9 protein-coding genes are annotated in these 16,850 nt (G+C 54.4%); all 9 read left to right on the plus strand.

Features of this window, described 5'->3' with window-relative positions; genetic code table 11:
• The first annotated feature begins 121 nt into the window (after nt 1-121).
• Nucleotides 122-697: a hypothetical protein gene (locus FA90_RS25380; protein ID WP_197065223.1), complete on the plus strand. Its 576-nt coding sequence runs from the start codon at nt 122-124 to the stop codon at nt 695-697.
• Between the two features lie 123 nt (nt 698-820).
• Nucleotides 821-2,374: a class I SAM-dependent DNA methyltransferase gene (locus tag FA90_RS01260; protein WP_036165065.1), complete on the plus strand. Its 1,554-nt coding sequence runs from the start codon at nt 821-823 to the stop codon at nt 2,372-2,374.
• On the plus strand, nt 2,364-3,581 hold the full coding sequence (locus FA90_RS25385) for a restriction endonuclease subunit S (protein ID WP_081933562.1): 1,218 nt from the start codon (nt 2,364-2,366) through the stop codon (nt 3,579-3,581). Before FA90_RS01260 ends, FA90_RS25385 begins: the two co-directional genes overlap by 11 nt.
• A gap of 9 nt (nt 3,582-3,590) precedes the next feature.
• Nucleotides 3,591-6,677 carry a type I restriction endonuclease subunit R gene (locus tag FA90_RS01265; protein ID WP_036165069.1) on the plus strand — a complete coding sequence of 1,029 codons (3,087 nt, stop codon included), beginning with the start codon at nt 3,591-3,593 and terminating at the stop codon, nt 6,675-6,677.
• Between the two features lie 137 nt (nt 6,678-6,814).
• Complete coding sequence (locus tag FA90_RS01270; protein ID WP_081933563.1) at nt 6,815-9,874, plus strand: metallophosphoesterase; 3,060 nt, start codon at nt 6,815-6,817, stop codon at nt 9,872-9,874.
• 69 nt (nt 9,875-9,943) lie between these two features.
• Nucleotides 9,944-10,909: a hypothetical protein gene (locus FA90_RS01275; RefSeq protein ID WP_036165075.1), complete on the plus strand. Its 966-nt coding sequence runs from the start codon at nt 9,944-9,946 to the stop codon at nt 10,907-10,909.
• 687 nt (nt 10,910-11,596) lie between these two features.
• Entirely contained in the window at nt 11,597-12,283 is a 687-nt protein-coding gene (imuA, locus tag FA90_RS25390; RefSeq protein WP_239700475.1) for a translesion DNA synthesis-associated protein ImuA, read from the plus strand.
• A complete protein-coding gene (locus FA90_RS01280) occupies nt 12,216-13,685 on the plus strand; it encodes a DNA polymerase Y family protein (protein WP_036173589.1) in 1,470 nt (489 codons plus the stop codon). Before imuA ends, FA90_RS01280 begins: the two co-directional genes overlap by 68 nt.
• A complete protein-coding gene (locus FA90_RS01285) occupies nt 13,682-16,837 on the plus strand; it encodes an error-prone DNA polymerase (RefSeq protein WP_036165078.1) in 3,156 nt (1,051 codons plus the stop codon). Before FA90_RS01280 ends, FA90_RS01285 begins: the two co-directional genes overlap by 4 nt.
• Nucleotides 16,838-16,850 lie beyond the last annotated feature (13 nt).

The following is a 16,850-nucleotide window of genomic DNA, read 5'->3' on the forward strand; positions in this document are numbered from 1 at the left end:
GAATAAACTTCAACCAGGCAAACGCCCAGCCTTCGAAAGCTCTTCAATGGCTTCAAATACTCTACACAACCGAGTCGACCCTTGGGGCCGATTGTGCGCAGTCCCATCTAGGGGAACCCTGATGGGAAACCGTGGCATCCTTCACGATGATGAAAACAGAATCGTTAGGCCTTGGGCTCACAAGGGGTGGGTAACCTGCCTGCTTGAGTTCAAAGGTATCAAGCGGCCGAAGCCGTTTTCGAAAGGGAATTACTCCGAGCTTTTTTTCCTCGACGAAGCGACAGCCTTTGCGGCGGGACATCGGCCGTGCGCGTACTGCCAGCGGGTGCGGCACTTAGAGTTTAAGGACGCGTGGCTACGCTCGAACGTCGAGCCAGAACATCGCGCCTCGACCTCTATGCCCGATATTGACAAAGTCCTGCATGCTGAGCGTGCAATTTCTGGCGGTGGCAAAGGGACGTACGATGCACCGCTGGCTGAGCTGCCCCAAGGTGCGATTTTCGAGCACGAAGAAATTGCCTACCTTGTCGCTACGGATAGTTATCTGCCTTGGTCGTTCGAAGGGTACGGCACACCGTATCGTATTGACCCGAGAGCAACTGTGAAAGTACTCACGCCGCGCTCTGTCGTTCGAGCCTTTACAGAAGGCTTTATGCCGAAACTTCACCCGTCCGCAACTGCAGCAGCGTTCTTGTAACTACAAGCACACCTTGGGGTCAGACGCGTCGCAGACTGGCACCTCCTCTCAACAATGCTGTTTCCAAAAAGAACAAAATACCAGTCATAATCAGGTCTTCTGCACCACGGTTAAGAATTCCAAATGCTTGACGATATCAAGAAAACACTATGGGCGACGGCTGACAAGCTGCGCGCGAACATGGACGCGGCCGAGTACAAGCACCTCGTCCTCGGCCTCATTTTTGTGAAGTACATCTCCGACACCTTCGACGCACGTCGCGTCGAGCTGACGAAGCGGTTTGCCGACGAGTCTGATGAGTACTTCTTGCATGACTCCGATGCCGAGCTGGTTGCAGAGGAGCTGGAAGACCGCGACTACTACAAAGCGGCCAACGTGTTCTGGGTGCCCGAAGCAGCACGATGGGAGGCGTTGCGCTCGGCAGCTAAGCAGGTAGACATCGGCAAGCGCATTGACGAAGCGCTGACCTTGATAGAAGCAGAAAACCCCAAGCTCAAAGGGATTCTGGACAAGCGCTATGCGCGGGCGCAGCTTCCGGACGGGAAGCTGGGCGAGCTAGTCGATTTGATTTCCACCATCGGTTTTGGTGACAACCCCAACGTTGCTCGCGACGTCCTGGGGCAGGTGTACGAGTACTTCCTCGGCATGTTTGCAAGCGCCGAGGGCAAACGCGGCGGGCAGTTCTACACTCCCGCAAGTATCGTGAAGACCTTGGTCGCCATCCTCAATCCGCACAGCGGCCAGGTATACGACCCCTGCTGCGGGTCGGGCGGCATGTTCGTGCAGTCCGAAAAATTCATAGAGGCTCACGGCGGGAAGCTAGGTGACGTGTCTATTTACGGGCAGGAGGCCAATCCTACGACTTGGCGCTTGGCTGCAATGAACTTGGCCATCCGCGGGATTGACTTCAATCTTGGTAGAGAGCCAGCAGACACATTCACACGTAATCAGCACCCAGACCTACGGGCGGACTTCATCTTGGCCAACCCACCGTTCAACATCAGTGATTGGTGGCACGGCAGCCTGACTGGTGACCCTCGGTGGCTCTACGGGGACCCGCCGCAAGGCAACGCGAACTATGCTTGGTTGCAGCACATGCTGTACCACCTCAAGCCGACCGGGCGTGCCGGCATCGTGCTGGCGAACGGTTCCATGAGCTCCAGTCAGAACAATGAAGGCGTGATTCGTGCTGCGATGGTCGATGCCGATGTCGTCGAAGTGATGGTAGCGCTGCCAGGCCAGTTGTTCTTCAATACACAGATTCCAGCTTGTTTGTGGTTCTTAGTCAAGAAGAAGACCCATCGTAAGGGCAAGGTGCTGTTCATTGATGCCCGTAAGGTCGCTACGATGATTAGTCGTGTCCAGTCCGAGCTGAGCGACGAGGTGATTGAGCGCATTGCGAACGTTGTTGCGGCTTGGCGCGGTGAACCGGATGCGGATGAATACCAGGATGTTGCCGGCTTCTGCCGCAGCGTCAAACTGTCCGAAATTGCTGAGCACGGCCACGTGCTTACGCCTGGTCGCTATGTCGGCGCGGAAGAAGTCGATGACAACGATGAGGACTTCGCTACCAAGATGCGGCAGCTTACTGAGAAGCTGGGCGAGCAGATGGCTAAAGGAGCGGAGCTGGACCAGTTGATTCGCAAAAAGCTAGGGGTGGTCGGCTATGAGTTCTGAGTGGACCAGCGGCAAGCTCGGCGACTTCATAGAGCTAAAGCGCGGGTACGACCTCCCGCAAGCAAAACGTCTAAAGGGTTCAGTCCCCCTCGTTTCCTCATCTGGCATAAGTGACGAGCACAATGTCGCGATGGTTAAAGGGCCTGGCGTTATAACCGGACGATACGGAACAATTGGTCAAGTATTCTATGTTGAGGATGACTTTTGGCCTCTCAACACTACTTTGTATGTTCGTGACTTCAAGGGAAACCATCCGAAGTTCATTCAATACTTTTTGAGGACCATCGATTTTCAAGCTTACTCTGACAAAGCAGCGGTTCCTGGCATAAATAGGAATCACCTGCACGAAGCGTTAGTGGTGATGCCATCCCTAACCGAGCAAGAGAATATTGCACAGTTTCTAGGCGCGCTGGACGACCGCATTTCCCTTCTAGGTGAAATCAACACCACGCTCGAATCCATCGCCCAAGCCTTGTTCAAGTCTTGGTTTGTCGATTTCGACCCGGTTCACGCCAAGGTGGAAGGTCGCGTTCCTGAAGGCATGGATGAGGCTACGGCAGCGTTGTTTCCAGATGGGTTCGCGGAGTCGGAAGTGGGGCAAGTGCCACAGGAATGGAGTGTAGTGTCGCTATCAACGCTAATGGACATTGCTGGCGGTACGCAACCCCCAGCGAATGAATTCATTGGGAATATGCGAGACGGCTATGTTCGACTTATTCAAATTCGGGACTATGAAACCGACGCGCATCTTACATATGTTCCGTTGACGCCGAAGTTGAAAACTACGTCAAGAGAAGACGTGATGATTGCAAGGTATGGTGCGTCGGTGGGGAGAATCTGCTGGGGGCTTGAAGGCGCATATAACGTTGCATTGGTGCGAGTAGTTTGTGAATTGCAGGCTCGCGAGTTCCTTCGAACATATTTGATGTCAAATGTTTTCCAAGCTAGGCTAGCCGCCCTAAGTGGCAGAAGTGCCCAAGCAGGGTTTAACAAGGGCGATATTGCAAGTTTCAAGCTGGTCTCACCGACAAAAGAATTGCTAGCAGCTTACCATCGCGCCGTCTGGCCTATGCGGGAAACTATTTTGCACAACAGACAGCGTGTCGGAATCCTGTGTACTCTGCGCGACACACTACTGCCTCGTCTCATTTCTGGCCAGTTGCGCATCTCCGAAGCAGAAGCACAAATTGACGCTCTTGCAGCCTAAAGCGATACGATGACCGAAGACCAACTCGAACAAGAAGTGGTAGGCTGGCTGCACGACGTCGGCTACATCAATCTCTATGGGCCCGATATCGCTCATGACGGCCTTCAGCCTGAGCGTATCAGCTACCAACAGGTTCAGTTGGTCTATCGCCTACGCGAAGCGATTCAGAAGCTAAACCCAACTATTCCGGTTAGTGCTCGGGAAGACGCGTTGAAGCAGGTTCTCGACTTGAGCATCCCGTCGTTGTTGTCGGCTAATCGGTATTTCCACAAGCTTCTGGTCGGTGGCGTACCGGTCCAGTATCAACAGGACGGCGAATCAAGGGGCGACTTTGTGCGATTGATTGACTGGGCGAACCCTGAGCGCAACGAATGGCTGGCGGTGAACCAGTTTTCCATCAAAGGTTCGCACCATACCCGTCGTCCCGACATCGTCTTGTTCGTTAATGGTCTTCCTCTGGTGCTCATCGAGCTCAAGAACCCCGCTGACCAGAAGGCTGACATATGGAAGGCCTACGACCAGATACAGACGTACAAAGAGCAAATCCCGGATGTGTTCCAGTACAACGAAGTGCTCGTCATCTCCGATGGCACCGAAGCACGCTTAGGTTCGTTGTCGGCCAGCGGCGAGCGCTTCATGGCCTGGCGCACCATTGATGGTGTGACTTTGGACCCGCTGGGCGAATTCAACGAGCTACAGACCCTGGTGCGCGGCGTGCTGGCGCCGGCCTACATCCTAGACTATCTTCGCTACTTCGTGCTTTTTGAAGATGACGGCCGCCTTGTCAAGAAGATTGCGGGCTACCACCAGTTTCACGCGGTGCGCTCAGCCATAGGTCATGTCGTAGCTGCGTCACGGCCTGGCGGTACGCGCAAAGGCGGCGTAGTTTGGCATACCCAAGGAAGCGGCAAGAGCATTACCATGACCTGCTTTGCAGCTCGTGTAATGCAAGAGCCCTTGCTGGAAAATCCGACCATTGTTGTCATCACTGACCGCAATGACCTGGATGGGCAGCTCTTTGGCGTGTTTAGCCTAGCTCAGGACCTATTGCGAGAGCAGCCAGTGCAGGTTAGTACTCGCCAGGACCTGCGCGCCAAACTGGCGAATCGTCCGTCAGGCGGCATCGTGTTTGCCACTATCCAGAAATTCATGCCAGGGGAGGACGAGGACACATTCCCTGTACTTTCCGACCGACACAACATTGTGGTGATTGCCGATGAAGCGCACCGAACTCAATACGGATTCGAGGCGAAGCTGAAAGGTAAACCCGGCCACGAAACGTACCAAGTTGGCTACGCTCAGCACCTGCGTGACGCACTTCCTAATGCCACGTTTGTGGCGTTTACCGGTACACCAGTCAGTAGCGAAGACCGCGATACCCGGGCAGTATTCGGGGACTACATCTCGGTGTACGACATGCAGCAGGCTAAGGAAGATGGCGCCACCATAGCCATTTACTACGAATCCCGTCTGGCTAAGCTAAAGCTGAAAGAAGAAGAGCTGCCGCACATTGACGACGAGGTCGACGAGCTAGCTGAGGACGAAGAGGAAAGCACCCAGTCCAAGTTGAAAAGTCGCTGGGCTGCGCTCGAGAAGGTCGTCGGGGCTGGGCCCCGGGTCGCCAGCGTGGCAGCTGACTTAGTTGCACACTTTGAAGAACGCAGTAAGGCCCAGTCAGGTAAAGCCATGGTGGTGGCGATGAGCCGTGACATCTGCGTGCATCTGTACGACGAGATTGTGAAGCTTCGTCCTGAGTGGAATGACAAAGACCCTGAAAAGGGCGCTGTCAAGATTGTCATGACCGGCTCGGCAAGCGATAAAGCCTTGCTGCGTCCACACATCTACAACGGCCAGGTAAAGAAGCGCCTTGAGAAGCGGTTCAAAGACCCGGCGGACCCGCTGCGGTTGGTTATTGTCCGGGATATGTGGCTCACCGGCTTCGATGCCCCCTGCGTCCACACGCTGTATGTAGATAAGCCAATGAAGGGCCATAACCTGATGCAGGCCATCGCCCGCGTGAATCGGGTATTCAAGGATAAGCAAGGCGGCCTTGTTGTCGACTACATCGGCATCGGCAACGAATTGAAGGCGGCGATGAAGGAGTACACGCAGTCGAGCGGCCGCGGGAAGCCAACCGTGGATGCTCGCGAGGCCTACAGTGTGCTGATGGAGAAGATGGATGTCCTCAGGGGGATGCTGCATGGCTTCGACTACAGCGACTTCCTGACGGCCGGGCATAAGGCGTTAGCAGGAGCTGCCAACCATGTGCTCGGCATCAAGGACGGCAAGAAGCGCTTCGCAGACACAGCTTTGGCAATGAGTAAGGCGTTTACCTTGTGCTGCACCTTGGATGAGGCCAAGGAAGTACGTGAGGAAGTTGCGTTCCTCCAAGGTGTGAAAGTCATTCTGACCAAGAAGGACCTTACTGCCCAGAAGAAGACTGATGAGCAACGCGAGCACGCCATTTGTCAGATTATCAATTCTGCTGTCGTGTCTGAGAGTGTGGTGGACATCTTTGATGCAGTTGGGCTGGAAAAGCCGAACATAGGACTGCTGTCGGACGAATTCCTAGCGCAGGTCAAGAATCTGCCCGAAAAGAACCTGGCGGTAGAGCTGCTGGAGCGTCTCTTAGAAGGTGAAATCAAGAGCCGCTTCGCCAGCAATCTGGTTCAGGAGAAGAAGTTCTCTGAACTCCTTTCCAACGTGGTGACTCGCTACCAGAATCGTTCGATTGAAACGGCTCAGGTCATGCAAGAGCTGGTTGAGATGGCAAAGAAGTTCCGCGATGCCGCCAGTCGCGGAGAGCAACTAGGCCTAACAGACGATGAAGTCAAGTTTTACGATGTCTTGGCGACGAACGAATCTGCTGTTCAAGAGCTGACCGATGAGACACTGAAGAAGATTGCGCACGAACTCACTGAGAACCTCAGGAAGAACATCACCGTCGACTGGTCAGCGCGAGAGAGTGTTCGGGCTACTTTGCGTCTAATGGTTAAGCGGGTTTTACGGAAGTACAAGTATCCACCGGACCGGCAAGAGGTCGCGGTAGAGCTGGTGTTAAAGCAGGCGGAGGCGTTGGGGGAAGTTTGGGCTTAATTCCGTTTTAGGACGGAATTCCCGCATCCGATAGGGGCCTTCAGAGGTGCGATTCAAAATAGATGAAGTACCGGAAGTTGCCTGTTCGGCTGATATCGCATGTCTTAGTTAAGAAACTTAGAAAATATTAAAAAAGTATGAAACTTTGTGTCCTTCATCTTAGTGATATTCATTTTCACACTACCGGAAACCCGGTCCTCGAACGAGCTTCTGCAATCGCGGCTTCGGCGTTTTCGGCTGCACGCAGCGCAGATGCTTGCCTTATCGCCGTAACTGGCGACATTGCCTTTTCGGGCAATTCGCTAGAATATCAGGTTGCACGTTATTTTTTCGATGAAATAAAGCGAGAAATTTCGAGCGAAACGGGGCGTCCCGTGTATGTTATTTTGGTTCCTGGTAACCACGATTGCGCGCTGAAGCCGGTTGACGAGATTCGCGAAATCGTGATACAGCAGATGGTCCAGAAGCCGGAGCTCGCTGAGAAGACGCAAATAATTTCTCAGTGCGTGGCGGTGCAGAAAGAATTTTTCGCCTTCCGCGAAGCTATTGGCTTTCCTAGTCCTTTATTCGATGAGCCGCAGTGGTCAGAGTACGAGCTGGACGTTCTAGGAGAAAAAATTCGTGTTTCCGCAGTAAACGCGGCTTGGATGTCACGTCTTCCAGAAACCCCAGGGAATCTGTTATTCCCAGTACGGCTATATGAGGGACAGTTATCTGCGCCGTCCGATTTGCGTTTGGTAATGCTCCACCAGCCTTACCACTGGCACCAACAACGTTCCTACCACGAGATGAAAACGTTACTCCGGCGTCATGCGACGGCGGTGCTAAATGGCCATGAGCATGTCAGCAATTCTGGCACGGTCGATGATACATTGTCTGGGAACTCGTTGTACTTTGAGGCAGGCGCCCTTCAGCCACATGAATCTGGCCTGGAGCCACAGTACGCAATTTACCAGTTCGACACAGACAACCACAACGTCGCTATCACTCGTCTTGTAATAAAGTCCAATGAAATCACAGAGGTCAACGCTACCGAGATTCGCGACCTCCCTTCGGCAAGCGATAAGAACAGCGCCCTCATCGAGTTTCGTTCCGAATGGCTGGCAGATTTGGATAACCCTGGTGGTTATTTCACGCATGCTGACAAGCAGAATGTTCTGATTGATGATATTTTCGTTTACCCGGACTTAAAGGATTGGGGTAACGATGAAGCAGGGAAGGTACTGAACTTCTCTTCTGAGCGCTTGCTGAACCAAGTACATGAAAGCGGAAAATTTCTGCTGTTGGGTGAGGAACGTGCCGGCAAAACGACGCTGCTGCACGTTTATGCTAAGCAGTTAATGAATGCCGGCTTCGCTCCCGTTTATGTTAGGGCGACTGATATGAGCAATGTACGTCGCGCCGACGATGTCGGCGCCCGACTTGCTCGCTCAATTGAAAAGCAATACACTTCTCCCCGTTCATTAGACGGATTGCCGAAAAACAAGCGCGTCCTTTTGGTGGACGACATCGACCATTTCAAGTCTGGTGTCGCTGCGATACCCGTGTTTCTGGAATATGCCGAACAGCACTACGGCAGTATTGTCATGACTGCCGATAAGGCTTTCGAAGCCACGGCCTTGGCCTCCCATACAGCGAGCGAGGCATTTGGTCGGTTCCCAAAATTCGAAATTCTTAGGTTTGGGTTGAAGCTTCGTCACCGCCTCATCAAAAAGTGGTGTGGGATGAGCCAGCTTACATCGTTGGCTGAACTGGACAGGCGTGTTGACCATGCTGAAAATATCGTCAATTCGGTAATTGGCCGGAATCTCGTACCGCAGCTGCCTATTTATCTTCTAATCTTGTTGCAGAGCTGCGACCAGCACCAACAGGGAGAAATTCAGAACAGTGGTTTTAGTCATTATTATCAGTTCCTTATCACTCGCAGCTTGGGACAAGTGGGGGTCAAACCGCAGGAAATTGACGAACATTACAATTACCTTTCGCACCTTGCTTGGTTTATGCAAAGTAAGGAACTCCGAGAACTCGACATCGAATATTTCCGGGTCTTCAACAATGAGTTTTCTGCCACATTTACTTCCGTGGAGCTGCAGGCTCGTTTGCGCTTACTGGTGGAAGCGAGGGTGCTCAGCAAACGGGGCGATTGCTATAGTTTCGCCTATCCCTACGTGTATTTCTTCTTTGTGGGGAAATACCTGTCAATGAAGATTTATACCGACCCTAAGGTCGAGGCCTGGGTCGTTGAGGCGTGTTCGAAGCTGTACGTCCGCAGTAATGCAAATGCAGTCTTGCTCCTAACTCACCACGACAGTAATCCGTGGGTCATCAAGAAAATTGCGGAGGTGATGAAGAGTTGCTTCCACGAGAAGAAGCCGATGGAGCTGAATGGTGACACTGGCGCGGTTAATAAGTTGGTGACCAATGCGTCGCAGCTTGTATTAAAGGCTTCCAGCGTCGACAAGAACCAAGAGGAACTCCGCGGCCTGAACGACGAGATTGATAAATCTGAGGATGAGGTGCCTGATGCTTGTCCTGACGAAAACGGTGAATTGGCTTTTGTTGCAAAGTTCACACTTCTCTTCAAAACTGCAGAAATATTGGGGCAAATTCTCAAAAATTACTATGGCTCCTTGGAAAAGCCGTTCAAAGCCGAACTATTGCGTGAGGTTTTCGATGGACCGCTACGTGCGCTGGGGCTCCTGCTAGAGGCAATTGATGAAGATATGGAGGCCTTTGTCTCTTACATCGGAAATGTCGTTTTGAAGGATGATAAGAGCCTTTCGCTGGAGGGCCGGTCGCAGCTGGCGCGCAAGACGTCGTTCAATATCCTAGGATGGCTGGGTACCAGTGTCGTAAGTGCATCGGCCTACTTTGTCGCGACGGACAAGTTGAGAGAAGATGTTGCCGCGTTAGTGCGAAGCAACCCCACAGTTGCATACCGTTTAATTGACATGGGTACCCGTCTCGTACGTCCAGGCCATATGCCGCTCGAAGAAATCGACAAGTTGGCGAAAGAACTGAAGGATAACCATTATGCGTTTGGAATTCTTCAGGCGCTCGGGGTGAACCATCTGTATCAATATCACACGGACGCGGCTGAGAAACAGCGTCTGTGTAACATACTTAAAATCTCGATGGACGGAGCAAAGACGATTGAGCTCCAAGGACGTGACACGAAACTAATTTCCAAAAAATGAACTTATGTCGATTTGCTTGAGGCAGATGCAAATTTAAGTCAGTAAATAGCGTGAGAGAGAGCAAGAACGATGAGAACTTTACCTTACGCCGGGAGCGACGGCGATTCCGTGCCCATTGCTGTCGGTGACCGCACAAATGTCTTGCAACGGCCCTTGCGGCCCGCAAAGGATGACCTTGAGTCGGTCCGCGACTACGCGCAGCGCGCCTTTGGTGAGGCCCTCGGTTATTTCGCTCAGATGCAAGGCGACGAAACACGCACAACCGGAGCCGCCCAAATGCTTGAGGACATAAACTGGCTTTCGGCCAGGGCTGAACAGTTGCAGGATGCCTACTTGTACATAGCGGTAGCTTCAGCGTGGCGAAACTTTGCATCATGGTACCGCCACAAACGCCGAGGGGAGGACAAAGGTGCAGCCCTACGACAGGCCGCCGCAATGGTGGAAAAGGCTCTGCAGCTGAGGCTAGACGATATCGAAATGGTTAGCCGGCTTGCTTGGCTCCTTTCAGCGTCACCGGAGGTTCGGGACTTGGCTCGTGCGAGACAGTTAGGACTCGAAGTGCTCGCAAGGGGACCGCATCCGCTAATGAAAGCAATGCTTGACGGGCTTGACCGTAAGGAGGGAAATATCAAGCTTGACGAAAATTTTGCCTATCACGAAATGCAATATATCCCGTTTGGTTACTTTATTATTGAGCAGAAGAAGTGCCGTGAATTGTTGCGCCAAGCAAAGCGATTAAATGAGGTGATGTTGATGACTCCGGCTCTCGAACACATGTATCGACTGGGGTTGATTCATGATTGCGCGCGGGAAGTGGACCTGATGAAGTATCGTGACCCCATTACGTCGGAGACAAAAATGAAAAAACTCCGGCATGTCGCTAAAAGCGTTGCGCAGTATTCTTACTCTACCCACGGCCGAATTGCAGGGCGCTCGGAAAATCTGTCATTTATTTCTCCCAAAGACTACCGTTATTTTGTCAGTGCGTATGGCGAGACGGACAAAATCATTAATGCGATGTCGTTGGTGGAATAACGTTGTTCGCAGCGAATCAACTTCAGTTCAGAGCCCGCTGGATACGGTGTTTAAAGCGCCGGACGTAAAGTAAGCAAAATTGGACGTCGCCTACTTCGCCTCAACCGCTTCGAGCGCGGATGCCTCATCCGAGAATCCGCAGTCGAGCAGAACGCTCTCGCAGAACACAGCAACGGTCGTCAGTGGTGCGTTTAAGCCCTTTGAGTCTTGAGCATACCGAATGGCCTCGTCGCCGTTTCCATCTGGGCTCATGCCTTGGCGCCCATTATCCTGTAATGCGGCAACTCGTCGTGACGGCCAGTGACATAAATCGCGCTTAGGCACGTGGTCGTGCTACCTGAACGCCCTTGCGGGTGCGAGCGCACTTGTATTGCTATCGGGCAATCTTCACTTGGCGCCCCGGCCGGCAGTCGGGAACGTGCCAATTTTTGTCCGAATCTTGACCCATGTGTTCAGCTAGTCCCGTTGTGTAAGCGTCTAGTTTCACTCGACGCCGATATCAACAAGCTTATCGGGTAACTCCTTCAATGACCCACCGATGTTGACGCACGTCAACTGATAGAACTTGCGCATTTGTCCATCTCAAGAATATACTGTACGGATATACAGTGATATTGTGACAAGGACGCCATGCTAACTCACTCACTTGCCGTAACCGACTTAGCACACGACGCTCTTCACGATGCCATGCGCAACGTGTGGCGCGCAAGTGAACTGGCAGTGTCGAGAGCTACAACATGCTCGACAGGCGATGAAGACCTGGACAGTGAGCTACCAAATCGCGGATGGCCTCGGTCGTCGTTGGTAGAACTCCTAGTGCAGCAAGCCGGCATCGGCGAAATCCAGTTACTTAGGCCAACGCTTAAACGCCTTTCCGCAGATAGGCGGATAGCGCTCGTGCAGCCACCGTATTTACCTCAGGCGATGGCACTACGGGAGTGGCAGTTCAATGAGAAAAACATTTTCTGGGTTCGGCCAGAGACCTCAGCCGATGCGCTGTGGTCGACAGAGCAGATTTTGAAGAATGGCTCATGCGGCGCGGTCGTGCTGTGGCAGCGAGATATCCGGCCTGAAGCCCTGCGGCGCCTGAACTTAGTGGCGCAAGGGGCAGACACGTGGTTCTGGCTAATTCGGCCGCTGACACATTGTTCTGATGCGTCGCCCTCGCCACTCAGACTTGCTTTGAGGCCGGCGATTGGCGGGGTCAGCGTGGACATCGTCAAACGACGCGGCCCGCACTGCGACGCTCCTATTTTCGTACCTCTGGAAGGCCTGCCGGCTGGCCGCAAGCACCTGGACACTGAACATGAAACTAATGTTGTGCGTGTACCTGCCGTTACTACCGCTCGAAGCGTTGCGGCCGCGTTGGTCTGAGCCTGGGGCGTACGTCGTCGTCCATGACGGTGTCGTATGCTCACGGTCACTCGAGGCAGCGCAGGCAGGCGTTCATGTTGGTATGCGGGCAGCCGGAGCAGCTGCTGTTGCACCTTCAACCATCCAGCTTGAGCGCAAGCTGGACCTGGAGCAGCAGAGATTGGATGCTGTGGCGATGGCTCTAATGCAGTACACGCCGGAGGTGACGTTTCTAGACGCGGAAAGTGTTTTGCTGGATGTCACCGCGAGCCTTCGCCTTTTCAACGGACCTGTTGAAATCTGCCATCGAGTTATAAAAAGCGTGTCGACACTGGGATTCAATGCTCAGCTCGGCGCGGCGCCGACTGCTAAAGCTGCTTGGCTCTTTGCGCGACAGCAGCGGGTAAAGCAGGTTGTTCTGCGAAGGCGTGCGCTATCAAACGATACGACGGAGCGCTTTCTCAATCGCCTACAGGTAGAACTACTGCCGTCAACTCGCCAGCATCACGCATGGTTCGATGGCATCGGAGCGCGGTCACTAGGCGCTCTCCGCCGACTGCCTAGGGCAGGCCTGATACGGCGTACCAGCAAAGACCTTGTTCACGACTTGGACTGCGCATATGGTTTGACGCCCGAGCTACATAAGTGGATTCAAACTCCCGATGTGTTTTCGGCGCGCATCGAGACGTTCGAGAGGGTTGAGCATGCCGATGCATTGCTCGACGGCGCGAAAGGTCTCCTGCTTCAGCTGATAGGTTGGCTGACTTCGCGCCAGCTCGCGGTGCGCCGCTTTACGCTCGCTCTTGAACACGAGCGCGGACGGGCCGCGGTCGCGCCAACGTTGTTGGAGGTCGCGCTAGCTGAACCTGCCTGGCGCGACGAGCATCTCGTCCGGCTACTGAAAGAGCGTCTAGCGAAAACCGAGCTCAAAGCCCCAGTCATCGCGGTCCGGTTGGAAGCCAACGACGCTGAGCCGATGCTGCCCGCTAACGCAACTTTGTTCCCTGAGCCGGGCGGTACGCCTGCAGATTTCCGACGTCTGCTTGAACTACTCACTGCACGCGTCGGCGCCGACAACGTAATGGTGCCAACGGCCGTTGACGACTACCGGCCGGAAGTGTGCAATAGCTGGACCGCAGCAACGGCGAAGCTTCCAAAGGCAGATAGTGCCGATATCCAGGAGGGAAGGCCGTTCTGGATGCTAAAGAAGCCAATCGCTTTGGTGATGCGGAACGAGCGGCCTTTTTACGGTAGTGAGCTACGCATGATGAGCGGGCCAGAGCGGCTCGAAGCGGGCTGGTGGAACGACGAACTCGCACTACGGGATTACTACGTCGCTCAAGCGGCTGACGGCACGTGCTACTGGGTGTATCTCGAGCGTACCGCTGAGGCCCGCTGGTATCTGCATGGGCTGTTCGCATGACAGCCAAACAGACAAGTGCGACGACACTGCCGCAGTATGCGGAGCTGCAAACCTACTCGCATTTCTCATTTCTTAAAGGGGCTTCGTCGCCCGAGCATCTTGTTGAGCGCGCGCACGAGTTAGGCTACGCGGCCTTAGCGCTTACTGACGAATGTTCGCTTGCCGGCGTGGTCAAGGCCCACATTCGGGCCAAAGAGCTCGGGTTACCGCTAGTCATCGGCAGCCAAATGGTTGTTACTCCAGAAGATGGGTCTCCAGCGTTCTGGCTCATCATCTTGGCAATGACAAAAAATGGGTATGGCAACCTCAGTGAACTCATCACGACAGCACGCATGAGGTCAGAGAAGGGCACATATCTCATCCATCCGCGAGACATAGCTGCGCCGGTCGGAGACCTCGTGCATCTTCGTGGTCTGCCAGATTGCCAGGTAATCCTGGCGCCGCGATACAACGCCCCCTTAGAGGAAGTAGAACGCCAAGCCGCTTGGCTCGTGCAGTGCGCACCGGGACGAGCGCGAATCGCGCTGTCACTGCATCACCGCGCCAAGGATGAAAATCACAAAGCGATGGTGAGAGCAGTCGCTGAAGTCTACGGACTTCCGATAGTCGCAACAGGTGACGTCTGCATGCACGTGCGCTCGTACAAGCCAGTCCAAGACGTGATGACCGCTATCCGCCACGGACTGCCAGTTTCCGATTGCGGCTACCGGCTCTTTCCAAACGCCGAGCAGCACCTTCGCTCTATCGTTCGCTTGGCCAACCTGTATCCTCGCGAAGCCCTCGAGGAAGCTGCGCGCGTAGCAAGGGTTTGTACGTTCTCGCTGGACGAGCTCCACTACGAATACCCGCACGAGCTAGTGCCCGAAGGCGAAACAGCGACTAGCTACCTACGAAGCGAAGCTTACATTGGCGCTCACTGGCGATATCCCAACGGAGTTCCCGCAAACGTCGTTGAGTTGCTTGAGCGCGAACTTGAGCTCATCGCAGAGATGCAGTACGAACCGTACTTCCTGACTGTCTACGATATCGTCCGGTTCGCCCGTTCGAAACATATCCTCTGTCAGGGACGCGGCTCTGCAGCGAATAGCGCTGTTTGTTTTTGTCTCGGCGTCACCGAAGTCGACCCCTCGCGAGGCACCTTGCTGTTCGAACGATTCATATCTAAAGAGCGGAACGAGCCGCCCGACATCGACATCGACTTCGAACATCAGAGGCGAGAAGAGGTCATTCAGTACGTCTACGCTAAGTATGGGCGCCTGCGCGCCGCGCTTACTGGCGTCGTCATCTCGTATCGGCCGAAGAGCGTTGTGCGCGACGTCGGCAAGGCGCTGGGAGTAGACCTATCGATTGTCGACAAGGTCGCCAAGGTTAGCCACAGCTGGAGCGGCACTGCCGGCCTAAAGGAACGTCTTGCTGCATGCGGCTTTGGCCCGGAGTCTAGCGTCGCAGACAAGTGGGCACACCTGTCAGAAACGCTGATGCGATTTCCTCGGCACCTGAGCCAGCATCCGGGTGGGTTTGTCATCTCGCACAATAAGCTGTCACGCCTGGTACCCATCGAAAATGCGTCGATGGCGGAACGCTCAGTCATCCAGTGGGACAAAGATGATATCGATGCGGTTGGACTGCTGAAGGTCGACATCCTGGCGCTCGGAATGCTGTCCTGCATTCGACGGACGCTCGAGCTGGTATCGGACCAGCGGGGTTCCCGTTTCGAGCTTGCCGATGTCCCTGCAGAGGACCCGGCCACGTACGAGATGATTTGCAAGGCAGACACCGTAGGCGTCTTTCAAATCGAATCCCGCGCTCAGATGAGCATGCTTCCGCGGCTACAGCCACGAACCTTTTACGACCTGGTCATCGAAGTGGCAATCATCCGACCTGGCCCTATTCAAGGCGGCATGATTCATCCGTTCCTCCGCCGGCGCCAAGGAATCGACCCCATCTCATATCCAGGCCCCCAGATTGAGTCCGTGCTCAGCCGGACACTTGGCATTCCCATCTTCCAGGAGCAGGTCATGCAAATTGCCATGGTCGCAGCGGGATTCTCAGCTAGTAAGGCAGACGCGCTGAGGCGCGCGATGGCGGCTTGGAAGAGAAAAGGAGGTCTGGAACAGTTCGAGGATGACCTCATGGCGGGCATGGCACAGCGGGGCTACACCGTGGAGTTCGCTACCTCAATCGTTGGCCAGATACGAGGTTTTGCTGAGTATGGCTTTCCAGAGTCGCATGCTGCTAGTTTTGCCCTTCTTGCGTATGCCTCTAGCTGGCTCAAGTGCCATGAACCGGAAGCCTTCCTATGCGCGCTGCTCAATTCGCAGCCTATGGGCTTTTACTCATCAAGCGCTCTCGTTCAGGACGCGAAGCGCCATGGTGTCGAGGTACTGTCCGTCGATGTCTGTGCCAGCGGTTGGGAGTCAAGCTTGGAGCCGCGCGAGAACAAGCGACCGGCCGTGCGACTTGGCCTCAATGTCATTGAAGGTATGGAACAGGAAGCCGGACTAAGGATTGAAGAAGCGCGCCTAGTGGAGACTTTTCGCGATGCGAGAGACCTAGCTACTCGGGCAAGCTTGAACGCCGGGCACCTCAACGCGTTGGCAGGCGCAAACGCGTTGGCTGCATTGTCCGGCAACCGCCGCCAGGCGCTGTGGCAAGCAGTCGCCAGCGTTCCGGAAAAAGGGCTGCTGAGGCCGGCTGAGATTGTCGAAGAATTCGTGGCGCTCGATGCGCCGACGGAGGCTGAGAATGTCGCTGCAGACTACCGCAGCATTGGTCTGACGCTTGGGCGGCATCCACTGTCGTTCCTGCGTGAACGCCTGTCGGCAATGAGGTTCATCCCATCAGATGTGCTTTATGGGTTCGCGAACGGACAGCTTGCACGCGGCTGCGGCATCGTAACCGTGCGGCAGAAGCCGGAAACCGCTAACGGCGTCGTGTTCATCACAATCGAAGATGAGGCAGGCACGGTCAACGTCATCTGCTGGTCCAGTTTGGTCGAGAGCCAGCGTCGGGAAGTGTTGGGCTCCCAACTGCTCGGCGTCTACGGTGTATGGCAGTGTGAGCACAACGTGCGGCATTTGGTGGCCAAAAGGCTGGTTGACCTTACGCACTTACTCGGCGACCTTTCAACGCGAAGCCGAGACTTTCACTAGCAGATAACGTTTT

The organism is Massilia sp. 9096, from assembly GCF_000745265.1.
In the GTDB taxonomy this organism is placed as follows: domain Bacteria; phylum Pseudomonadota; class Gammaproteobacteria; order Burkholderiales; family Burkholderiaceae_D; genus Telluria.

Excerpts from the sequence above, each read along its gene's own strand:
- FA90_RS25380 (WP_197065223.1), top strand. The coding sequence starts at position 122 with ATGGGAAACCGTGGCATCCTTCACGATGATGAAAACAGAATCGTTAGG.
- FA90_RS01260 (WP_036165065.1), top strand. The coding sequence starts at position 821 with ATGCTTGACGATATCAAGAAAACACTATGGGCGACGGCTGACAAGCTG.
- FA90_RS25385 (WP_081933562.1), top strand. The coding sequence starts at position 2,364 with ATGAGTTCTGAGTGGACCAGCGGCAAGCTCGGCGACTTCATAGAGCTA.
- FA90_RS01265 (WP_036165069.1), top strand. The coding sequence starts at position 3,591 with ATGACCGAAGACCAACTCGAACAAGAAGTGGTAGGCTGGCTGCACGAC.
- FA90_RS01270 (WP_081933563.1), top strand. The coding sequence starts at position 6,815 with ATGAAACTTTGTGTCCTTCATCTTAGTGATATTCATTTTCACACTACC.
- FA90_RS01275 (WP_036165075.1), top strand. The coding sequence starts at position 9,944 with ATGAGAACTTTACCTTACGCCGGGAGCGACGGCGATTCCGTGCCCATT.
- imuA (WP_239700475.1), top strand. The coding sequence starts at position 11,597 with ATGCGCAACGTGTGGCGCGCAAGTGAACTGGCAGTGTCGAGAGCTACA.
- FA90_RS01280 (WP_036173589.1), top strand. The coding sequence starts at position 12,216 with ATGAAACTAATGTTGTGCGTGTACCTGCCGTTACTACCGCTCGAAGCG.
- FA90_RS01285 (WP_036165078.1), top strand. The coding sequence starts at position 13,682 with ATGACAGCCAAACAGACAAGTGCGACGACACTGCCGCAGTATGCGGAG.